We start from the raw sequence: 21,228 nt of genomic DNA, 5'->3' as shown, positions 1-21,228 counted from the left end.
CGAGAACGAAAGGGCGGGGTGATGAGTTTAGCTGAAGGAACCATGATCGGGCGTGTCCTGTCTGCCAAACCGGCAGTCAGTCTCACCTCGGCGCTTCTCACCCGCCCGTTTCTCGACCGCATTGCGGCGCTGTTCATGGCGCTCAGCGTGCTCGCAGTGGCTGCCTATGGCCTGCTGAAGCCCGATTATAACTGGGATATGGTGGCCTATGTCGCGACGGCACTGGAGGACAGGATCGAGGAGCCCGAGGCGCTGCATCGTGAAACCTGGTCGCTGATCGAGCAGGGGGTGAGCGAAAATCAGGAGTATCACCTGAAATTCTCCAATCCCTACAACCTCAACCAGTGGGAAAATCCGCAGGACTTCCAGAGCCAACTCTCCATGTATCGCGTCAAGGTCGCGTATGTGGCCCTGATGCGCATGCTGGAACCGGTAACGAGTCTAGTGTGGTCATCGATATTGCTGAGCGTTGTGCCTAGCCTGCTCCTGGGGGGGCTTTGCCTTTATTGGCTGTGGCGAGCCGACGCATTGCAAGGCGCTGTCTTCCTTGTTCCGCTATTCCTGCTCACCGACTATTCGCGCATGACCTCAGCAGTCGTGCCGGACATGCTGCTCGCTTTCGTTTCCATGGCAGCTCTTTATGCGCTCTGGCGGGGGCGCGATGTGCTGGCCTGCCTGTTGCTGTTTGCATCGGTCTTCGTGCGGCCGGACAATCTGATCCTGATTTTCGCCCTGCTCATCGCGTCGGTGCTGTTCAGCTGGCGGTGGATCTATTTCCTGGCCACATTCGCGGCGGCATTCGTGGCCTGCATGCTCATTTCCAAGCTTGGAAGCCATCCCGGCTGGTGGGCGCATTTCTACTTTTCCTGCATCGAGATCCAGAACTCCATGTCTGGTTTCTCGCCAGACTTCTCGCCGCTGATGATGCTCAAGGGCTATCTGCGCGGTGTGGTGGTCGCCCTGCAGCACAATGACTGGCCGGCGCTTCTTGTGGTGCTTTGCAGCGGTTGGGCACTTCTGGCGAAATACGGTCATATGCGTGATAGCCGCGTTCATGGCCTGGCCTTCGCGCTGGCGATCGGTGCGCTCGGCAAATTTGCAAGTTTCCCCCTGCCGGATGACCGGTTCTACTTCGTCTTTATCGGCGGTCTGGCAATGGTGCTCGTGGCGAGCTGGAAACCGCGCCTGGAGCCGATCTCCGGTCGCTGACCCGGTTTCAGCCTCCGCCGCCCTCGCGAATTTGTGAGGCGCGGATGAGGGTGGTTTGATGCTCTTCTTCTTGCCGTAGGGTAAAGCTGCCTTAAAATTCACGGAATGAAACCGCTTCGTCGCATAGGCTGGACAATGCGGGCCGTGCTCGCCTCGCTGGGGCTTGGTCTGGCGGTTGATCCCGCACCGGCGCAGCAGCCCGTTGATGTTGAGCTTGTTCTCGCCGTTGATGTCTCGCTTTCAATGTCCCACGAGGAGCTGGAGATACAGCGACGAGGATATGCCGGTGCGCTCGTTCATGATGATGTCGTTGCCGCCATTCAAGGCGGACTGCATGGACGGATAGCCATTGCCTATTTCGAATGGGCAGGCATGGGGAGCCAGCGGCTTGTCCTTCCGTGGACGATGATAAGCAGCCTTGACGAAGCGCGGCAGGTTGCCGGGCATCTAACGGCCGATCCGCCCTCCAGCGCGCGGCGCACTTCGATTTCGGGTGCGCTGGATTTTGCCCTGACACTTTTCCAGGAAAGCTCCTTCAGGGGGCTGCGGCGGGTGGTGGACATATCGGGCGACGGTCCGAACAATCAGGGACTGCCTGTCGACATCGCGCGTGATGCATTGGTCTCCCGCGGTATCACCATCAACGGTTTGCCGCTCATGACCAATGGCGGGCTTACGACACGGTTCGATGTGCGCGATCTCGACGCCTATTACAGCGAGTGCGTCATCGGGGGGCCTGGCGCGTTCATGCTGCCGGTGGATGATTGGGATCAATTCGCGGAAGCAGTGAGGCGCAAGCTCGTGATCGAGCTTGCGGGCACTGGCCGCTCACAAACTGCAAATTCTCCTCAGACCCTGCAGGTGCAAGCGTCCGATTATGACTGCATGGTGGGAGAAAAAATGTGGGATGACCGCTCATGGCGGTGGCCCGCCCCCTGATGCGAAAGGGCGCGGGCTAACATTGCGAGCGATAATCTCAGTTGATGAGGAAGCCGTATTTCAGACCGGCCATCGCGCCCGTCTCCCCGGGCATGGTACGCTGAAGGCGCTGGCGATCAGACCGGGCCTTGTCACGGGTGTGGCGTATTCCGCGTAGCAGCTTGAGCAGTCTCATGATCATCTCCGATCAGACGGTGGTTGTCACCGAGCGCATGCATTTTTGGAGTTTTCCGCTCGTTGCCTAATTTAAGACAGTCGCGCCTCTAGGGCCGCCCGAAATGCGAAGCCTGTCTTAGAGAAAGCGACACATTTCCTATTTTCGCGTCAGGTTGGAAGGCTTGCCGGTTCTGGCGACATCCAGCATGGCGTCGAATTCACGAGCGAATGCCCAGATGGTGGAAGCGATTTTCTTGACGAGGCCAAAAGTCATCTTGCTGCTCCAGTTTTGACCATTTCCGCACCATGGCGCTTCGGTCTTGTGCCGGTAACCGAAGCGCTGCGAAATTGATCATTGTTCTCAAATCACTGCTCATGCCGCCTCAATTGCGAAGTGCTCGATCAGAAAAACGACATCGTTGATTTTCGTCGACAGTCGCGGTGGATCGCTGCGCTTACGCGTCGGTGGTGCATGGCTCGCAGCGCCTGCTTTCGAGATAGCTGCGGGTGCCGGGCCAGCCGATATCCTTGCGCAGTTCCGGCGGCAGACTTGCGATAAAACGTGCGGTGCGACGGCGTTCCCAATTCTTCAGAAAGCTGCGCAGGGAGCCTGTGAAGGTGCGTTGCTGTGTCATTTCTCTCTCCGCTCCTCTTGTTCCGCCGTGTGTGCGGGAACTGGATTGACTATGGGGGATGGATGATGTTCAATCAAACGCAATGAAATGAACCTTTCATTCAGAGAAATTGAACCAATGAACGCACCGCTGAACCATCCCATTCCGCTTCTGGAGCTCGATGTGCTTCGGACTTTCGTCGCCATCGCCGAAACCGGCAGCTTCACGGCGGCCGCCAATGCGGTGTTTCGCACGCCTTCTGCAGTGTCGATGCAGATCAAGAAACTGGAGGAGGTGCTGGGTCGCAGCGTTTTCTCGCGCGATGCGCGTTCGGTTACATTAACGGCTGACGGAGAGGTGCTGCTCGGCTATGCGCGCCGTCTTCTCGCGCTTAATCGCGAAGCCGTGTCGAAATTCGTCGCCCCCGATATCAGCGGGGTGGTGCGCCTTGGCTCACCCGATGATTACGGTGAGCGTGTCCTGCCAAGCGTTCTGAAGCGGTTTGCGCAATCTCATCCCGCCGTGATGGTGGATGTGATCATCGACAGCAGCATAAGTCTGCGCAAGCGCATGCATGCCAACCAACTCGACATCATGCTGCTGACATGCTCGGAACAGACGGATAGCAGCAATGTGGAGATCATGCTGACCGAGCCCCTGGTCTGGGCAGGTGCAAAGGGCGGATGCGCCCATTTGTGTGATCCGCTTCCGGTCTCGTTGTGGGAAGACGGCTGCGCCTGGCGCGGATCTGCCTTGCGGGCGCTCGATGAAAGCGGACGTGACTATCGGGTCGCCTTTATGAGTGCTCACACATCCGGCCAGCGTGCCGCGATCATGGCAGGCCTGGCCATCGCGCCATTGCCGAAGTCGTTCATCGGCGATGGGCTTGTGGAGCTCGGGGCAAAGGATGGACTCCCCGAGCTTGGCAGCTACCATCTCGGCATGGTCGTTGCCCCGGATGCGTCAGCGCCCGTCAGGGCTGCTGCAGATCACATCCGCGCCACCTTTGATGAGTTCTCCTCCACCGGTCGCTTCTAGGACCAGAGGGAACCCCGGGGGCTTCTCGGCGATTACCTTGTGAACGAGCGCGTTCATGTTCAGAGGTATCGCCGTGGTTGCCCGTCCCGTCTGGAAAGGCCAGTTGCGCCTGTCACTCGTCTCCATTCCGGTGGAGATGTATTCCGCGACAAATCGCAAGGCCCGCATTTCATTTCGCCAGATCCACAAACCGTCGGGCAAACCTGTCAGCTATCAGAAGATGGTCCAGGGCGTTGGGCCCGTGGACAATGAGGATATCTGGAAGGGATATGAAATCGACAAGGACGATTATGTCCTCATCGACCCCGATGAGCTGGACGAGATAAAGCTCGAGACGAAGAAGACGCTGGAACTGGTGCAGTTCGTCGATATCTCCGAAATTCCGCCGATCTATTTCGACAAGCCTTATTTCCTCGCTCCGTCCGACGAGCTTGCGGAAGATGCGTTCCGCGTCGTGCGCGACGCCTTGCGCCAGACGGGCAAGGCTGGGCTTGGTCAGCTGGCAATGCGCGGACAGGAACATCTGGTGGCCGTGCGGCCCTGTTCCTCAGGGCTGCTTCTCGAAACGCTCCATTACGAGGATGAAATCCGCAAGACCGACCCCTTTTTCTCCTCGATCTCGGAGAAAAAGGCGGACAAGGAACTCCTCAGCGTGGCAACCGAACTGATCGAGCGCAAGACAGCTGCTTTCGATGCGGCCGCCTTCAAGGACCATTATGCAGATGCCGTTCGCGAGCTTGTCGAAGCCAAGGCTGGCAAACATCGAAAGAAGGCGCCTTCTTCATCTTCCTCAAAGCGGCCAGAGGGAGAAAATGTCATCGACCTCATGTCGGCCCTGAAGGAGAGCCTTGAGAAGTCCGGTGCAAAGAAGGGCGGCTCGAAACCGAAAGCCAGTAGCACACGCAAGAAGTCTGCCTGACAGCAATGATCAGCAAGGACCCTAAAGCACTGCTCGAGGAATATAATGCCAAGCGTGATTTCACGCGTACCCGAGAGCCGCAGCATGTCGCGGGTAAGAAGAGCGATAGTCACTTGGCATTCGTCGTGCAGAAGCATGACGCGACGCGGCTGCATTACGACTTCCGTCTGGAGTGGGAAGGGGTTCTGAAAAGCTGGGCGGTCACGAAGGGACCGAGCCTGGACCCTGCAGAAAAGCGGCTGGCAGTTAGAACCGAAGATCATCCGCTAAGTTACGGCAACTTTGAGGGCACGATCCCGAAGAAGGAATATGGCGGTGGCACCGTCATGCTTTGGGACCGCGGCACTTGGGAGCCGGAAGGTGATGCGACGGAAGGTCTTGAAAAAGGCAAGCTGACGTTCCGCGTGAATGGGGAGCGTCTGCAGGGGACATTCTCTCTTGTGCGGATGCGCCCGCGCAAAGGCGAGAAGCGCGAGAATTGGCTTCTCATCAAGAGTGACGATGAGCACGCAAGCCGTCGGGGCGACATCCTGAAGAAGTACACCAAAAGCGTTGCAAGCGGCAGAACAATGGCAGCGATTGCCAAGTCCAAAACCGAGTGGCGGGAAGGGGACGCGCGCGAAAAAAAGCCCAAGGAGACGCGCAAGCCCCCTGAGCAGGCCTTGCCTGCTCCGCGCTGGCTGGAGCCACAGCTTGCGACCCTTGCGCAAGAAGCGCCTGAGGGTGATGCGTGGATTGCAGAGATGAAATATGACGGTTACCGCGCGCTGATCGCGATCGGTAAGGGCGGCGCGAAGGTCTATACCAGAAACGGAAAGGACTGGACGGACAAGTTCACGCAGATCGCCGAGGCAGCGGCCTTGTTACCAACTTCCGGGACCTTGCTTGATGGCGAGATCGTTGCCTATTCGAACGGGCGGACCGATTTCTCCAGCCTGCAGGCAGCCATCAAGAATGGTGGCGCGATGTCCTGCTTCATCTTCGATCTGTTGCAGATTGACGGTGAAGATGTGCGCGGGGAGCCGCTGACACAGCGCAAGGCCCGGCTTGAAGCGCTTATGGCGCATGCGCAGGCGCCGCTGACATACTCGACGGATATCAGGGGGCACGCTGCTCGTGTTCTGGAGAAGCTCTGCGACGGCGGGCACGAGGGCATCATCGCCAAGCGTGCCGATGCGCCTTATCGATCAGGCCGCAGCCAAAGCTGGCTCAAGGTGAAGTGCTCCAAGCGGCAGGAACTGGTGATCGGTGGCTACTCGCCCAGTGACAAGCGTGGCCGACCCTTCGCCTCACTTCTGCTCGGTGCCTATGAAGGCGATCGGCTTATCTATCGAGGACGGGTCGGGACCGGATTTAACGAGGAAGTCATGGACGAACTGGCGGCCTTGTTTTCCAAGCGCACTCGCAAGACTTCCCCGTTCTATGAGATCCCAAAAAGCGCTGCCAGAGGTGTGCAGTTTCTCAAACCCGATCTCGTTGCGGAGATCGAGTTCGCGGAATTCACGGCTGACGGAATGGTGCGCCACGGAGCGTATAAGGGTTTGCGGGAGGACAAGGATGCCCGGCAGGTTACGCTTGAGAAAACTGCGACCACAGGTGCAGTGATGACCCACGAAGAACGCAGCGAAATTGCAGGGATAAAGCTGTCGAGCGCTGTCAAGGTGCTCTTTCCATCCCAGGGGGTAACCAAGGCGGATCTTGCGGCGCATTATGAGCGGGTGGCAGAACGAATGCTGCCGCTTGTCGAGGGCAGGCTTTTGAGCCTGGTTCGTTGCCCCGATGGCCGAACCGGTCAGTGCTTCTTCCAGAAGCACGGCAGCAAGGGCTTTCCCGAAGCCTTCAAGCGCGAGATGATTACCGAGAAAGACGGCGACAGGGCGGAATACCTGTATGCCGACAATCTTTCCGCCCTGGTCGCTGGCGTCCAGATGGGCACGCTTGAATACCATATCTGGGGATCGCGCATTGATCGCCTCGAAAAGCCCGACCGACTGGTTTTCGACCTCGATCCCGATGAGGGGCTTGGTTTCGCGGATATACGGCAGGCAGCCTTTGATGTTCGCGACCGCCTTGAGAAGCTGGGACTGCGGACCGTGCCCATGGTAACCGGAGGCAAGGGCATCCACGTCATCGCGCCGCTGGAACGGCGAGCCGAGTGGCCGCAGGTCAAGGAGTTTGCACGCGGATTTGCAAAGTGGCTCTCTGCGCAGGATCGCGATCGCTATCTTGCCGAAGCTTCCAAGGCGCGCCGTAAGGGCCGCATCTTCATCGACTGGTTGCGCAATGAGCGCGGGGCAACAGCCATAGCACCTTATTCCGCCCGTTCTCGGGAAGGGTGCCCGATCGCCACGCCGGTCAGTTGGGAGGAACTGGAGAGGCTGGAGCGTGCGAATGGCTTTCGCATCACCGATATGGAGAAACGGCTGAAGGAGCCCGACCCTTGGCAGGACGCTTCATCCTGGCGCCAGTCGATCACGGCGGCGATGCGCGAGGCAGTGGCGGTGGACTGAGCTCCTAGAAAAGTGCTGCAGCCAGCACGCTCGCAGCGCCAATGACAAAACCGATCACCGCGAGCGACAGAAGGCCGCTCACGACCGCAACCGCAAGAAGCACACCATCTCGCTCGGAAAGCGCCAGACCCACCAGTGCGCAGGAGAAGGCCGGAAACCAGTTGCCGAAGGGGATGGGCAAGGTGACGGCGATGGCCAGAACCAGGGCAATCGTTCCGATCACGCGATCGGCATGGCTGCGGGCAAAGGGCCAGTAACGGGGTCGGATGAGCCGTTCGATCCATTTCAGGCGGGGCAGCATCCGCGTGGTGAGGTTGCGGAACTTTTCAGCGCTGATGGATTTCGTCAGAACAAAGCGCGGCAGCCAAACCGTGCGGCTGCCAAGAACCATCTGCACACACAGGAGCAGGAGCGGAATGCCGAGCACCAGGGTGCTGCCCGGCGGCAGGGGCAGCATGTTCAGGCAGGAGAACAGCACGAGGAGTGTGGCGAAGCTGCGGTCTCCCAAAGCGTCGCGCAATTGCTCCACGGTCACAGTGCCTACGGCCCTGTCAGCAAGCTCTTCGAAAATGCGGGACAGACGGCGCGGTGCATCCGCTTCAGCCGTTGTGCCCGAGACCATATCCAAGGTCGCTTTCCTCCGCCTGCAGTGCCCGGTTTTCCAGCACCGGCATGATGTTCATTGCCGCACTATATAGTTTCATGACAAGGGATTTGCCCGTCACTGGCGACGAAACTCCAGGATATCCATGACAGATTCGCGATAAGGTGCGGGAAATTCGATCCACCAATGGTCCGCCGCGCTCATGAAGGCGTAGCCGACCTGGTCAGTTTCAGGACCATTTCCATAGTGGGGTACGGGATCACCCGCAACATGGTAGCTGCCGAGATAGGCAAGCTGTTGTGCGCCTAGCGTGTAAAACGAGCCCTGCGTGCGCTGGGAGCCGGATGTCTTCTCCAGCCGCCATTCATTCCCGCTGATGGTACAGTCGAACCAGTCATAGATCACTAAAGCGGCAAGCCCGCCAAGCTTGATGGTTCTGCACTGCCAATCGCCGGAGATGTTCGCGTCGGCTATCGCAATGCGATCGAGACCAAGAAGCTTCGTTACCTGCTCAAAATCAGCGGGCCGGTTGGCGGCGCGGGCCATCTCCAGTGCTCTTGCCTTTATCCAATCATGGCTATCAAGGCGCGTCGCATCGCGATAAGTGATCCGCCCCAAAACAGAGCCTTTACCAGGATCGTTGATCTCGAATTCGAGCTTCTCCTGCGCCATCGATTTGGGAGGGGAAGTCTGCGCTTGCGCCGTAATTATCAGACTGGAGGTGGTAAGGGCCACGATGGAAAACAAGCGCATATCAAACCTCACTATCTCAATGGTACCGGTCCTAAAGAGCCTTTGCTGCGATATTGTGTCGGTGGCCCGGCGGATTTCCAAGGTAATCGAACTTTTTGCCAGGTTCGTGCGTTCTCACAACGCATCAACCGAGGGGTACTCGTCATGAAACTGCGCACCTTTTCCAAGATATTGATCGTAATCGGAAGCCTCGGGCTTGTGGCAGGTTGCTCCAACACCATCCGCGGCGTGGGGCAGGACACGGCCAATGCCGTGGATGCGACGCAAAATGCAGGTCAGAACGTGGCGCAAGCCGCACGTTGAGGACCTGACAGACCATAACCGACGTGCTGCTTGAGTGAACAGCAGTGCGTCGGTGTTTCGCGGCCGCCGCAGGCGCGGCGTGCGGGACTGCCCTCTTGAACTAATCGGGCACGTTAGTCACGGGCTGTCCGTGCGGGGTGCTTTACGACCCCTGACGGCTGGAGGTCGTGTCAGTGACCGGTCGTCAAACTTGCGAAGGCTCATGCACTGCGCTTACATGGCGCGCATGAGACAGATTCAGTTTCCCACCGGCGCGGCTCTGAAGCCATCCCCGCGCACCCTGCATGCGGAGCTTTTGCGGCTTTGCGCGCGGATCGGCTATTCGCCGCCATTCTCTTCTTGAACCGGTTTCGGCGCTTGCCGACTTGATTCAAGAGGAGATTACAAGTCTATGACTTATCAGAACTTTTCCCTGAAGCAGCTTCAGGATATCGACGCTGCGCATCACCTGCACCCCTTCACCGACCACAAGGATCTGCGGAATGCCGGCACGCGTATCGTGACGCATGCCAAAGGCCCCTTCGTCTATGACACTGAGGGCAACGAGATCCTTGACGGAATGGCGGGTCTTTGGTGCGTGAATATCGGCTATGGCCGCGACGAGCTTGCCGAGGTCGCCTATGAGCAGATGAAGGAACTGCCTTACTACAATTCCTTCTTCCGCTGCTCCACTCCGGCGCCCGTACTGCTTGCACAGAAGCTGGCACAGCTCGCGCCCGAGAATGTGAACCAGGTTTTCTATGGTTCATCCGGCTCCGAGAGCAACGATACGGCGCTGCGTCTCGTGCGCCATTACTGGGCGCTTGAGGGCAAGCCTGAAAAGAACGTGATTATCTCGCGCAGACAGGCCTATCATGGCTCAACCGTCGCTGGCACTTCGCTTGGCGGCATGGAGGCTATGCATGGGCAGCTTGGCGGTGCCGTGCCCAATATCGAGCATGTGATGCCGCCCTATGCCTTTGAGCTCAGGGAAGAGGGCGAAAGCGATCACGTTTTCGGGCTTCGCGCTGCAAAGGCTGTTGAAGATGCGATTCTCGCTGCCGGTCCGGACAAGGTTGCGGCCTTTATCGGTGAACCCGTCATGGGTGCCGGCGGCGTGAAGATCCCACCTGAAAGCTATTGGCCTGAGATCGACCGCATCTGCAAGAAATATGACGTCCTGCTCATGCTGGATGAAGTCATTACCGGCTATGGGCGGACCGGAGCTTGGTTTGCGGCACAGCGTCTTGGTCTTCAGCCCGACACGATCACCACTGCGAAGGCTCTGACCTCGGGCTATCAGCCCTTGTCGGCGCTTCTGGTTGGGGACCGGGTTGCAAAAACCTTGGTGGAGAAGGGTGGCGAGTTCTTTCATGGCTACACCTATTCGGGCCATCCGGTAGCCTGCGCGGTGGCATTGAAGAATATCGAGATCATCGAGCAGGAAGGTCTGGTCGAGCGGGTGCGCGACGAGACCGGTCCGTACTTCGCGAAGGCGCTTGCAGAGAAGGTTGCACCTCACGCACTCGTCGGTGAGGTCCGCAGCTTCGGGCTGATGGGCGCCATTGAGATCGTGAAGGACAAAGGTACACGCGAGCGCTTTTCTGGTGGTGGTGCAGCCGGTGTAGCCGTGCGCGATGCGGCAATTGCGGAAGGTCTCATGCTTCGCGCTGTCGGCGATACGATGATCCTCTCGCCGCCGCTCATCTGGACGCGCGAGACCATCGACATGTGCTGCGAACGTATCGTGAAGGCGCTCGACAAGGCGCAGGAAAAGCTGAGCTAAGTCTTCGGGGAAGAGAGGGCGCGTTCACCGCGCTCTCCATCCGGAGAGACGCGGGAGTACGCAAAGAACTTTGTGGCCTGCCTGCGATACTCAGAACACTGCAGGGGGCCCTGTCTCCGGTACGCGAGACCTTTTCCGGAGCGCTGGAGGCCGCAACAACCGCCTCGCAATCCGTTTTACGCGGACATCGTTACCGGGAGGTTAGCAAGTGCTTTCGCAATCCTTAACTGACCGATTTTATTGCTTAATGCGCTTCGTTCACTTCGGGGCGGCCAAGGCTAACCCTGCGCCTTGCCCCGCAAGAACTCAATGATGCCGGAAAAGTCCTTTCCACCATTCCCGAGTGCTTCAAACAGGCTGTAAAGCTGAGCTGCCTCCGCCCCAAGCGGTGTTGCAGCGCCTGCCTCCTGGGCCGCCTGTTGCGCAAGCCGCAGATCTTTCAACATCAGGCTGGCGGCGAAGCCCGGCTTGTAGTCGCGATTGGCAGGAGAGGTGGGGACGGGACCTGGAACGGGGCAGTAGGTTGTCAGTGACCAGCACTGGCCGGACGAGGTCGAGGCCACGTCGAAGAGGGCCTGGTGGGAAAGGCCAAGCTTTTCGGCAAGCACGAATGCTTCACCCACGCCGATCATTGAAATGCCCAGGATCATGTTGTTGCAGATCTTGGCTGCCTGTCCGGCGCCTGCATCGCCACAATGCACAATCTTGCCGGCCATGGGCTGGAGCAGTGGCTCGGCTTTCTCAAACGCCTCGCTTGCTCCACCCGCCATGAAGGTCAGCGTGCCTGCCTCGGCTCCTCCTACGCCACCGGAGACGGGTGCATCGATGGACAGATGGCCCTGGGCCCTGGCCAAGTCGTGAGCAGTGCGGGCCGATTGCACATCGATCGTCGAGGAATCGATGAAGAGCGTTCCAGGCTCTGCTTTCCCGGTCAGCTCCTCATAAACGCCAATCACATGCTTGCCGGCTGGAAGCATGGTGATGACACAGCTTGCGCCTTTAATCGCATCGGCTGCACTGGCAGAGGCAATCACGCCGCTGGCTTCAGCGCTCTTCAGGTTTTCCGCCACCAGGTCGAACCCGCGGACTTCATGTCCCGCCTTGGCGAGATTGGCCGCCATCGGACCGCCCATATTGCCAAGGCCAATGAATGCGACAACCGTCATCGCCTATTCCCCCTGTTTGCGTCGGTTCAGCGGCCGATCATGTGGCGAGCGATGATGACCCGCATGATCTCGTTGGTGCCTTCCAGAATCTGGTGGACGCGTAGGTCGCGTACCAGCTTTTCCATGCCGTATTCGTGGAGATAGCCGTAGCCGCCGTGAAGCTGCAGCGCATCATTGGCGATGTCGAAGCAGGTATCGGTGACGAAGCGCTTGGCCATTGCGGACCACTTGGAGGCGTCATGGGCTTTCGCGTCCAGCCTGCTTGCGGCCGTGTAGAGCATCATGCGGCACGCATTGAGGTTGGTTTCCATGTCGGCCAACTTGAACTGGAGGCCCTGGAAGCGGTTTATCGGTTGCCCGAACGCCTTGCGCTCTCCTGTATATTCCAGTGCCTTGTCGATGGCAGCCTGTGCGCCGCCGAGAGAGCAGGCAGCGATGTTGAGCCGTCCACCGTCCAAACCGGCCATTGCAATGGAGAAGCCCCGGCCTTCGTCATTGAGCAGATTTTCCGCGGGAACACGGCAGTCCTCGAAAATGACCTGACGGGTCGGCTGCATGTGCCAGCCCATCTTCTTCTCTGCCGGACCGAAGGAGAGGCCCGGTGCATCCTTCGGGATGATCAGGGTAGAAACGCCTTTCGGGCCATCTTCACCGGTCCTGACCATGGTCACGTAAAGATCGGTCGAGCCAGCGCCGGAAATGAACTGCTTTGAACCGTTGAGCACATATTCATCGCCGTCGCGCACGGCGCGGGTGGAAAGTGCTGCGGCATCCGAGCCTGAACCCGGTTCCGTCAGACAGTAGCTTGCAAGCCATTCCATGGATGTCAGCTTCGGCAGGAAGCGCTGGCGCTGTTCCTCATTGCCAAAACTGTCGATCATCCATGCGGCCATGTTGTGGATCGAGATGAAGGATGAAAAGCCCGGGCATGCCGCTGAAAGCGCTTCGAATATCAGCACCGCATCGAGCCGACCGAGAGCGGAGCCGCCAACATCGTCGCGCACATAGATGCCCCCGAACCCGAGAGGACCGGTTTCCTTGATGACATCAATGGGAAAATGCGCCTTCTGGTCCCACTCAAGCGCGAAGGGTGCAACGCGCTCTGCCGCGAAACTGCGGGTCATGTCCTGGATGGCGCGCTGATCCGCGTTCAGCGCGAACTGTTCGCCAATGGCGTCCACGGCGGCATCCATCACTACCTCCCGAAAAAGATGGCTGTCGATGAAGCCAGTCTATTCCTTTGGTCGCAACGCGCAATGTGAGCGTTTACAAATGGGCTGTGCGGAAATGCTTCGGATGGCGTGTTCGTTGTGCAGATATCAGCTTTCGCCGGTAAGGCGGCTTACGGCCAGCAGAATGTAGGCCGAGGTCATGATCCATATCTCGGGGAAGGGTACGATCGGGATCATGTCGAGAGAGGCGCCAAGCGCAAAGGCCGCGATGCCAAGGCTCATGAGGAAGAGGATTTTTGCCGCTGTAATAGCCATGCGATCCACTGATGCTCGAACTGTTTGCAGGAACAGTGCGACCACTCGGCTGTTATGCGCCAATAGGAGAGTATGGTTGGGATCAGTCGATCAGCAGTTTAACGGCGAGTGCCACACAGACGGTAACCAGCAGAGGCTTGATGATGCGTGCTCCATTGCGCATGGCGAGCCAAGCGCCGCAGCGCGCACCCAGAAACTGGCACACACCCATCAGAAGACCGATCTTCCAGGCAATAGCCCCGACGGCCGCAAAGGCAGCAAAGCCCCCGACATTCGAGGCGAAATTAAGCAGCTTGGTATGCGCCGTCGCTTTCAGAATGCCGTAACCGGCAAAGGCAACGAAGGCCAGCATGAAGAACGATCCGGTGCCAGGACCAAAGGCGCCATCATAAAAACCGATCAAGGGGACGAGCGTGAAGCCGAACAGGGCGGGCGAGATACGACGCGCGCGATCAAGATCATCAAGGTTTGGTTTGAAGGCGAAGTAGAGCGCGATGAGAACGAGAAGGACGGGCAAGGCGGCGCGAAGCCACTCACCCGGTATGATCGTGGCCAGCAGCGCGCCACCGACAGCTGCAATGAAGGACAGAAGCGCCCATGGCAGCTGGGTCTTCAACTCCACATGGCCCTTTGATGCATAGGAGATGACCGATGAGCCGGATCCGAAAATACCCTGGAGCTTGTTTGTTCCCAGTGCCTCCACCGGCGAATAGCCCGCCAGCATGAGCATCGGGACAGTGATAAGTCCGCCGCCACCAGCGATTGCATCGACGAAACCTGCAAAAAAGGCTGCCAAGGCAAGCAGCAGAACGGTTTCGGTGGCAATGTCAAACATTTGGCTATATTACCTGACCTAAAGTAGTGCGTATGCATCACAACGCGCCCTGAGTCGCAAGGCGCTTCTGGTGTGGTGCTCTTGAAGAGGGGCGCGTTCATGCCCGTGGAATCCGTTGTGGAAGAAAAGCCGCAGCTCGTGCCTGCTGCCGCAGACCATGCCAGCGATGTCATGCTGCTTTTGCGCCTCGTACTGAGCGAGGGGCCTGCCGATGGGCGCACGAAAAAGGTGCTTGAGGATGTCGCTCGTGCCAGCTTCGAGATGGACGAGACGACCATTTCCAAGCTCATGCCGAAGTTGATGTCGTTCGGCTCCAGCGGAACTGCGAAGGCGTCGTTGGCGCTGCGCGCGCAACCCGCGGAGGCACGATCCGGTCTTGCGCGTGCGGTTTTGGCTGCTGCCGAAAGGGAGCCTGCTTTGAAGGCGCATCTTCAGCGTGTGGTTTCGCGACTGGCCGTTCTGCTCGATATCAGTGAAAGCGAGTTTGCCGGCCCACGCGTGTGACCTGACGCAATCATATTTGCGAGGGTAGGGTAGCACGAACAGCGGCAGTTCGCTGTCTACGGCGTTCCAACGCGTGCTCAAGGTCCGGCGCAGCCTCGACCAACGCTTTGGCGGGGGCAGTCTGAGGATTGTCGAAGACAGTGCCGGTTGCGCCACGTTCCACGATCTTTCCTTCATGCATCACCATTACCGTGTCGGTCAGCGCACGTGCCACCGTCAGGTCGTGGGTGATGAAGAGGCAGGCCAGCCCCATTGAGGCGTTAAGCTCTGCAAACAGGTCCAGTATCTGCGCCCGGATGGAAACATCCAACGCCGAAACCGGCTCGTCGGCGACGATGAGCTTAGGTCGCATGATGATCGCGCGGGCGATGGAAATGCGCTGACGCTGGCCGCCGGAGAATTCGTGGGGATATCTGTCCATCGCCGAGGAAGATAGGCCGACATTGGTGAGCGCATCCGCAACCAGGCTTCGCCTTTCTTCGCGCGATGGCTTCTTGTCGGCCAGGTGCAGAGGCTCGGCGACCAGTCGCTCCACAGTATGGCGGGGGTTGAAGGAGCCGTAGGGATCCTGGAAGACCACCTGCATGTCCCGTCGCGCGGCGCGCAACTCACTGTCGGCGGCACTATCCAGGCGATGGCCGTTGAAGGTGATTGCGCCTGATGTTGGCCGGTCAAGCGCCAGGATCATGCGGGCAAGGGTCGATTTCCCGCAACCGGACCGGCCCACAAGAGCTGTCGTCTCGCCCGCATTCAGGGTGAAGGAGACCCGGTCGACGGCGCGGAATGCGCCAGCGGGGGTGAACAGGCTCTTGCGACGCAGCTTGTAGTCCCGCACGACATTGTCCACCTGCAGTAGCGGCGAAGCGGATTGTTGTGCATCCGGCTGACGTGCCTTTGTGGGCACATGTGTGGAGGCTTCTGCGAGCTGACGCGTATAGGGATGTTTCTGCTGAAGCAGGGTCTGGGAAGTCTCGCCCGTTTCCATCACGGCACCGTCGCGCATGATGGTGATGCGGTCAGCCATCTGTGCCACCACCGCCAGATCATGACTGATGAGGAGGAGGCCCATACGGTTTTCCTCGACCAAATCGCGCAGCAGATCGAGTATCTGCGCCTGAAGCACGACATCGAGAGCGGTGGTTGGCTCATCGGCAATCAGCAGCTTCGGGTTCAGGGCGCAGGCAATGGCGATGACAACGCGCTGGCGCTGGCCGCCCGACAGCTCATGCGGATAGCGGGCAAGGGGAAACTTCGCTTCCGGAAGCCCAACCCGGGCAAGCATCCGGCGCGCGCGGTTTTCCGCGTCGGCGCGATTTGCGCCGGTGTGCCAGCGAATGCCTTCCGCCACCTGCTCGCCGATGGTCTTCACCGGGTTGAGGGCCGTCATAGGTTCCTGAAAAACCATGCCGAGATCGTCGCCTCTCAGCCTGCACATGGCTTCTTCGGGAGCGTTCAGAATGTCGATGCCGTCGAATGTCACGCGTCCCGCAGCTTTCGCGCGTGGAGGCAAAAGCTGCATCAGGGTCAGCGCTGTCATGGACTTGCCTGAACCTGATTCACCCACAAGACCCAGCACCTCACCCTGTTCGAGGTGCAGGTCTATATCCTTCAGGATTTCCGTGCTGCCGATGGACAGCGACAGGTTTTCGATCTCGAGAAGGCTCATCGCTCGCGCCTCACTCTTGGATCAAGCACGTCGCGCAGGCCATCACCGAGCAGGTTGAGGCCGAGGACCGTGATCACAATGGCAAGCCCCGGAAAGAGAGCCAGATGCGGAGCCACCACCAGGCGGGTCTGCGCATCGAACAACATGCGGCCCCAGGAGGGCATGGGTGGCTGTGCGCCAAGCCCCAGATAGGACAGGCCGGCTTCGGCGAGAATGCCGAGCGCGAACTGGATCGTTCCCTGCACCAACAGTATGGATGCGATATTCGGCAGGATATGTTCGGCTGAAATCAGGAACTTGCCCTTGCCGGATGCGCGTGCGGCAAGGATATATTCCCGCGGCCAGATCGCCAGCGCGCCCGCGCGGGCAACTCGTGCGAAGACCGGGATGTTGAAGATGCCGATGGCAATGATGGCGTTGACGGCACCTGGCCCGAAGATGGCCGTGATCATGATTGCCGAAAGCAGGGCGGGGAAGGCGAAGACGAGATCGTTCAGCCGCATCAGCGCCTCGTCTGCCCATCCGCGCTGCGCGGCCGCCCATGCGCCAAGCGGCACTCCGATGCCCGCGCCGATGCCGACTGCGACAAATGCCACTGCGATTGAATTGCGGGCGCCGACCATGATCATCGAAAAGATGTCGCGTCCGAGATGATCGGTGCCGAAAGGATGTTCGAGGGAGAGCCCCTTCAGGCGCTGCGCCACCTCAAGCCTGGTGATGTCGTAGGGCGTCCAGAAGAGAGATACCAGTGCCATCAGGGCGATGACGGTTGTGATGGCCAGGCCGATCAGGAATGAGCGGTTGCCCATGGCCTGGCGCAGAATATGGCGTTCGCCGCTCGCCTCGAATACGGGATCGATGCTCAACGGGAGGTCCTCAAACGCGGGTCGGCTGCGGCGTAGAGGAGGTCCACCAACAGATTGACGAGGATAACCGCGGCGACGAGCAGCATCACCACGCCTTCCACCACAATCAGGTCGCGCTGGCTGATAGCCTGGAAGACGAGGCGACCGAGGCCAGGCAGGTAGAAGACATTCTCGATAATGATCGTACCGGCAAGCAGGAATGCGAATTGGAGGCCGAGAATGGTCAGTACGGGGATCAGCGCGTTCTGCAACGCGTGTTTCCAGAGGACCGTCCTTCGCGGCAGGCCTTTTGCACGAGCGGTGCGGATATAGTCCTCGCCGAGCACTTCGAGCATGGCCGAGCGGGTGACACGGGCGAGGATGGCCGCTTGCGGAAGGGCAAGCGATACTGCAGGCAGGAGAAGTGCCTTCAGGGCCTGCCAGCCGTTATCCCATCCCGGAAAGCCGCCGGCTGGCACCAGGCGCAGACCAACTGCAAACACATAGACCAGAAGAAGCGCGAACCAGAAATTGGGTATGGCTACCCCGATCTGTGCAAGCCCCATGGAGACCGTATCTGCCACCTGGCCGCGCCGCGATGCGGCATAGACGCCGACCGGTATCGCAATCAGCGTCGATAAAGCCAAGGCAAGCAGTGCTAATGGCAGGGATACCTCCAGGCGCTCAGCAATGAGTTCGCTGACCGGTGTGGAATAGGTGTAGGAACGTCCCAGATCACCCATCGCCATGCCTGCCACCCAGTCGAGATAGCGGGTGACAAGCGGCTGGTTGAGGCCCATTTCGTCGCGCAGGGCTGCCAGGGCCTCGGGCGAGGCATTCATGCCTAGCATGATGCGCGCAGGATCACCGGGCAGGATCTCCAGCACCGCAAACACCACCAGGGATGCCACGAGCAATGTGGCAAACCCTGTCAGTGCGCGCTTTGCGATATAGGCACTCAACGGCTCGTTTTACCCGTCAGTCATCCCAGGAAACGCCGGTGACGTCATTGGCCTGGATTGGCTGGTTCTCCCACATGCCGTTCAGCTTGGCATCCCAGATGCCGGTCTTCGGAAGCTGGAAGAGGAAGCCGTTGACCGCGTCTTCGGCAATGATGCGCTGAGCTTCGGCGTAAAGCTCCTTGCGCTTTTCAGGATCCGCCTCCTGGTCGAGCTTCTCGATCACCGCGTCGAAGGCATCATTGTCATAGGCGAAATAATAATCTTCGCGCGCATAGATGTTGATGTCGTTCGGCTCAGTGTGAGAAACGATGGTCAGGTCATAGTCCTTGTTGGTGAAGACCTGCTCAAGCCACTGCGCCCATTCAACCGGAATGATCTCGAGCTCAATGCCGATCTCACGCAGTTGAGAGGCGATGATTTCGCCGCCCTGGCGCGCATAGGCAGGTGGGGGGAGTTTCAGGGTTGCCTTGAACCCATCCGCAAAACCGGCTTCCGCCAGCAGTTCCTTGGCCTTTTCAGTGTCATGAGGATAAAGATCCGTCAGGTCGACATAGGCATCATTTGCCGGCGAGAAGTGGCTTCCGATCGGCACGCCATTGCCGGAGGAAGCACCGAGAATGATCTCGTCACGGTCAAGCGCATGGGAAATGGCCTGCCGGACCTTCAGATTGCTGAAGGGTTCCTTGCCATTGTTCATGGCGAGGATGGTCTCACCCTCGGTCGCGCCTACCACGACCTCGAAGCGCGGATCGGCCTGAATCTGTCCCAGTGCATCTCCAACCTGCGCATTGGGAAATGCATGGACGTCGCCGGAAAGAAGCGCGGGCACGGCAGCGGCCGCGTCGGGAATGAAACGGAACTCCACCTTCTCGAGCGCAACCTTCTTGCCCCAGTAATCTTCAAAGCGGGTGAGGGTGACGGATGAGCCCTTGGCCCAGTTCTCGAACTTGAAGGGGCCAGTTCCGATCGGCTTTTCCTTGTTCGTGTCAGCAGATTCCGGCGCAACGATCACCGCATCGCCCCAACCCATATTGTAGAGAAACGAGCCCTGGGGGTATTTGAGGTTCACCGTGACAGTGGCGGGGTCGATGGTCTCGACGGACTGAATGGCCTCGAACAGGCCTTTCTGCGCATTGGTCGAGCTTTCAGCCATTGCACGTTCCAGGCTGAACTTCACGTCTTCCGCATCAAGCTGCGTGCCGTCGTGGAACTTGGTGTTCTCGCGCAGCTTGAAGGTGTAGCTCTTGCCATCGCCGGAGACGGTCCAGTTTGCTGCAAGAGCGGGCTGCACCTCGCCATTCGGGCCGATACGCGTCAGGCCTTCGAACACATTGGCGTAGACGATCTCATCGATTGCAGCAGCAGCACCGGCAGTGGGATCAAGATGAGGCGGTTCGAGAACCACGCCTACGACCAGGTCCGTGCGTGCACTCATGGCCGCACTCATGCTGACTGCCAGAATTGCAGCCGCACCCATCAGTCTTGCGATCAACTTCACCGCGATACCTCCCCGGAACCTTGTTGTCTCTTTGGGACCTTGTGTCGGCGGCTATAGAAACCTGATTTCCTTCACGAGTAAATCGCTTCCGGCGTCTCTACAGAAAGTTTGTCGGTGAAAGTGGTGCTCTAACGGCGCGGCTGTTTCAGAAGCGTGTCGATGCTCATGGCCATGACCTTCGCGGATTCCATCATGTCGTCAATGCCAACCCATTCGTCCGGGCGGTGCGCAAGGTCGAGGATGCCCGGACCATATGCCACGCAGTCGTGCAGATGGCCGAGACGGGAGATGTGTTTTTGGTCGTAGGTGCCGGGCGAAATAACGAATTCCGGGTCCTTTCCGAAGACTTCACGGATTGCATCGGCGATGGCCGTGGGCACGGGCGCATCCTCGTCGGTCATGAGCGGGAGAACCTCCATCAGGTCTCGCACCGCGTAGCGGAAGTTGGGCCGTTCTTGTTTGAGACGTTCCAGAATGGAAATCACCTCGTCCTTCACCTCGCTGATGTCTTCCTCAAGAAGGAACCGGCGGTCGATGATGAGACGGCAGGAATCAGCCACATTGGGGGAGGGCAGTCCTGGCTGGAAATCTTCCGTCTGGCCACCATGCACGGAGTTCAGGTTGAGGGTCGAGCGACGTGCGCCCTCCGGCACGACCGGCATGCGGGTCTGCTTGCGGTCGAGAGCCGGAAACAGCTCCTTTTCAAGCTCAGCCAGAAAAGCGCCCATGTGGCGGATGGCGGAATCGCCCAGAAACGGCATGGCGCCGTGGGCGATCGAACCTTCCGTTTCGATCTCCGCCCACCAGACGCCGCGGTGGCCAAGGCAGATGCGGTCCTTGTTCAGCGGCTCGGGAATGATCACGTGGTCGACGCGGGGCTTTGAGAAGTATCCTTTCTGCGCCAGATAGGCGACGCCGCCATAGCCGCCGGACTCCTCATCAACGGTGCCGGAGACCTCGATGGCGCCATGAAAATCCGGATTGGCGGCGATATAGGCTTCGGCCGCAATGATTGAAGCTGCCAGTCCGCCTTTCATGTCGCAGGCGCCGCGACCATAGACGCGGCCGTCCTTCACCACACCCTCGAAAGGGTCCATGGTCCAGCCTTCGCCGGCTTCCACCACGTCTATGTGTGAGTTGAAGTGAATGGTCGGGCCGGGTCCCTTGCCTTCGTAGCGGGCAATGACATTGGTGCGTGGATACCGGTCGCTGTCGCCCGGCGTTCCTTCACCGCGCACATATTCCACGTCGAAACCCGCTGCACCCAGGCGCTTGCCAATGAACTCCGCACAGGGCGTGTAGGCCTCGCCTGGCGGGTTGATTGTGGGGAAGCGGATCAGATCGACGGTGAGTGCGATCAGGTCCTGGCGGCGTTCGTCAATTGCGGCTGTGATCTTGTCTTTCATGGCAGTAATTGAGCCGTTTACCCGTGAGCTATGCAAGGGGCGGCTGGTG

21 protein-coding genes are annotated in these 21,228 nt (G+C 59.2%); 8 read left to right on the top strand and 13 right to left on the bottom strand.

What is annotated here, in order from left to right:
• Window positions 1–21 precede the first annotated feature (21 nt).
• Both WA367_RS10585 and WA367_RS10580 read left to right on the top strand, forming a co-directional pair.
• Entirely contained in the window at window positions 22–1,209 is a 1,188-nt protein-coding gene (locus tag WA367_RS10585; protein ID WP_336056706.1) for a hypothetical protein, read from the top strand.
• Between the two features lie 135 nt (window positions 1,210–1,344).
• Window positions 1,345–2,148, top strand: coding sequence for a DUF1194 domain-containing protein (locus WA367_RS10580; RefSeq protein ID WP_336057112.1), 804 nt, complete (start codon window positions 1,345–1,347; stop codon window positions 2,146–2,148).
• 37 nt (window positions 2,149–2,185) lie between these two features.
• Here WA367_RS10580 and WA367_RS10575 read toward each other — a convergent pair whose 3' ends face one another.
• Both WA367_RS10575 and WA367_RS10570 read right to left on the bottom strand, forming a co-directional pair.
• Entirely contained in the window at window positions 2,186–2,323 is a 138-nt protein-coding gene (locus WA367_RS10575; RefSeq protein ID WP_336056705.1) for a hypothetical protein, read from the bottom strand.
• 436 nt (window positions 2,324–2,759) lie between these two features.
• A complete protein-coding gene (locus tag WA367_RS10570) occupies window positions 2,760–2,939 on the bottom strand; it encodes a hypothetical protein (RefSeq protein WP_336056704.1) in 180 nt (59 codons plus the stop codon).
• A 117-nt stretch (window positions 2,940–3,056) separates the two neighbouring features.
• Here WA367_RS10570 and WA367_RS10565 point away from each other — a divergent pair, with 117 nt between their 5' ends.
• From WA367_RS10565 to ligD, 3 genes are read left to right on the top strand one after another with little or no spacing between them, the layout of a single operon-like run.
• Entirely contained in the window at window positions 3,057–3,956 is a 900-nt protein-coding gene (locus tag WA367_RS10565; RefSeq protein WP_336056703.1) for a LysR substrate-binding domain-containing protein, read from the top strand.
• Window positions 3,957–4,011: 55 nt separating this feature from the next.
• Window positions 4,012–4,875: a non-homologous end joining protein Ku gene (gene ku, locus WA367_RS10560; RefSeq protein ID WP_336056702.1), complete on the top strand. Its 864-nt coding sequence runs from the start codon at window positions 4,012–4,014 to the stop codon at window positions 4,873–4,875.
• A 5-nt stretch (window positions 4,876–4,880) separates the two neighbouring features.
• Complete coding sequence (gene ligD / locus WA367_RS10555) at window positions 4,881–7,385, top strand: DNA ligase D (RefSeq protein WP_336056701.1); 2,505 nt, start codon at window positions 4,881–4,883, stop codon at window positions 7,383–7,385.
• A gap of 4 nt (window positions 7,386–7,389) precedes the next feature.
• On the opposite strand, the gene WA367_RS10550 is transcribed toward ligD, so the two are convergent.
• Together WA367_RS10550 and WA367_RS10545 are read right to left on the bottom strand one after the other, a co-directional pair.
• The gene (locus WA367_RS10550) at window positions 7,390–8,007 is read right to left on the bottom strand and encodes an exopolysaccharide biosynthesis protein (protein WP_336057111.1); all 618 of its coding nucleotides are present in this window, start codon (window positions 8,005–8,007) and stop codon (window positions 7,390–7,392) included.
• Between the two features lie 99 nt (window positions 8,008–8,106).
• The gene (locus WA367_RS10545; RefSeq protein WP_336056700.1) at window positions 8,107–8,742 is read right to left on the bottom strand and encodes a DUF4893 domain-containing protein; all 636 of its coding nucleotides are present in this window, start codon (window positions 8,740–8,742) and stop codon (window positions 8,107–8,109) included.
• Between the two features lie 144 nt (window positions 8,743–8,886).
• On the opposite strand from WA367_RS10545, the gene WA367_RS10540 reads away from it, so the two are divergent.
• Window positions 8,887–9,045 carry an entericidin gene (locus WA367_RS10540; RefSeq protein WP_336056699.1) on the top strand — a complete coding sequence of 53 codons (159 nt, stop codon included), beginning with the start codon at window positions 8,887–8,889 and terminating at the stop codon, window positions 9,043–9,045.
• A 391-nt stretch (window positions 9,046–9,436) separates the two neighbouring features.
• On the top strand, window positions 9,437–10,810 hold the full coding sequence (locus tag WA367_RS10535) for an aspartate aminotransferase family protein (RefSeq protein ID WP_336056698.1): 1,374 nt from the start codon (window positions 9,437–9,439) through the stop codon (window positions 10,808–10,810).
• Between the two features lie 278 nt (window positions 10,811–11,088).
• Here WA367_RS10535 and mmsB read toward each other — a convergent pair whose 3' ends face one another.
• The 4 genes from mmsB to WA367_RS10515 all read right to left on the bottom strand — a co-directional run bounded on the left by mmsB (window position 11,089) and on the right by WA367_RS10515 (window position 14,298).
• Window positions 11,089–11,976 carry a 3-hydroxyisobutyrate dehydrogenase gene (mmsB, locus tag WA367_RS10530; protein WP_336056697.1) on the bottom strand — a complete coding sequence of 296 codons (888 nt, stop codon included), beginning with the start codon at window positions 11,974–11,976 and terminating at the stop codon, window positions 11,089–11,091.
• A gap of 26 nt (window positions 11,977–12,002) precedes the next feature.
• Window positions 12,003–13,169 carry an isobutyryl-CoA dehydrogenase gene (locus WA367_RS10525; RefSeq protein WP_336056696.1) on the bottom strand — a complete coding sequence of 389 codons (1,167 nt, stop codon included), beginning with the start codon at window positions 13,167–13,169 and terminating at the stop codon, window positions 12,003–12,005.
• A gap of 126 nt (window positions 13,170–13,295) precedes the next feature.
• Window positions 13,296–13,463, bottom strand: coding sequence for a hypothetical protein (locus WA367_RS10520; RefSeq protein WP_336056695.1), 168 nt, complete (start codon window positions 13,461–13,463; stop codon window positions 13,296–13,298).
• An 82-nt stretch (window positions 13,464–13,545) separates the two neighbouring features.
• The gene (locus tag WA367_RS10515) at window positions 13,546–14,298 is read right to left on the bottom strand and encodes a TSUP family transporter (RefSeq protein ID WP_336056694.1); all 753 of its coding nucleotides are present in this window, start codon (window positions 14,296–14,298) and stop codon (window positions 13,546–13,548) included.
• 99 nt (window positions 14,299–14,397) lie between these two features.
• Between WA367_RS10515 and WA367_RS10510 the strand changes: the two genes are divergently transcribed.
• Window positions 14,398–14,802, top strand: coding sequence for a hypothetical protein (locus WA367_RS10510; RefSeq protein ID WP_336056693.1), 405 nt, complete (start codon window positions 14,398–14,400; stop codon window positions 14,800–14,802).
• A 10-nt stretch (window positions 14,803–14,812) separates the two neighbouring features.
• Here the strand turns inward: WA367_RS10510 and WA367_RS10505 are convergent, their stop codons facing one another.
• The 5 genes from WA367_RS10505 to WA367_RS10485 all read right to left on the bottom strand — a co-directional run bounded on the left by WA367_RS10505 (window position 14,813) and on the right by WA367_RS10485 (window position 21,179).
• Window positions 14,813–16,468 (bottom strand): ABC transporter ATP-binding protein, encoded by a 1,656-nt coding sequence (locus tag WA367_RS10505; protein ID WP_336056692.1) that lies wholly within the window; start codon window positions 16,466–16,468, stop codon window positions 14,813–14,815.
• Window positions 16,465–17,277, bottom strand: a complete 813-nt coding sequence (locus tag WA367_RS10500) for an ABC transporter permease (RefSeq protein ID WP_336057110.1) — start codon at window positions 17,275–17,277, stop codon at window positions 16,465–16,467. Before WA367_RS10500 ends, WA367_RS10505 begins: the two co-directional genes overlap by 4 nt.
• Before the next feature lie 53 nt (window positions 17,278–17,330).
• Window positions 17,331–18,275, bottom strand: a complete 945-nt coding sequence (locus tag WA367_RS10495) for an ABC transporter permease (protein ID WP_336056691.1) — start codon at window positions 18,273–18,275, stop codon at window positions 17,331–17,333.
• Window positions 18,276–18,291: 16 nt separating this feature from the next.
• Window positions 18,292–19,752 carry an ABC transporter substrate-binding protein gene (locus tag WA367_RS10490; RefSeq protein ID WP_442935574.1) on the bottom strand — a complete coding sequence of 487 codons (1,461 nt, stop codon included), beginning with the start codon at window positions 19,750–19,752 and terminating at the stop codon, window positions 18,292–18,294.
• Window positions 19,753–19,901: 149 nt separating this feature from the next.
• A complete protein-coding gene (locus WA367_RS10485; RefSeq protein WP_336056689.1) occupies window positions 19,902–21,179 on the bottom strand; it encodes an acetylornithine deacetylase/succinyl-diaminopimelate desuccinylase family protein in 1,278 nt (425 codons plus the stop codon).
• Window positions 21,180–21,228 lie beyond the last annotated feature (49 nt).

The organism is Nitratireductor sp. CH_MIT9313-5 (assembly GCF_037029545.1).
Lineage (GTDB): Bacteria > Pseudomonadota > Alphaproteobacteria > Rhizobiales > Rhizobiaceae > Chelativorans.
The sequence above is the reverse complement of the archived record's forward strand: the minus strand, read 5'-3'. Positions and strand labels throughout refer to the sequence as shown.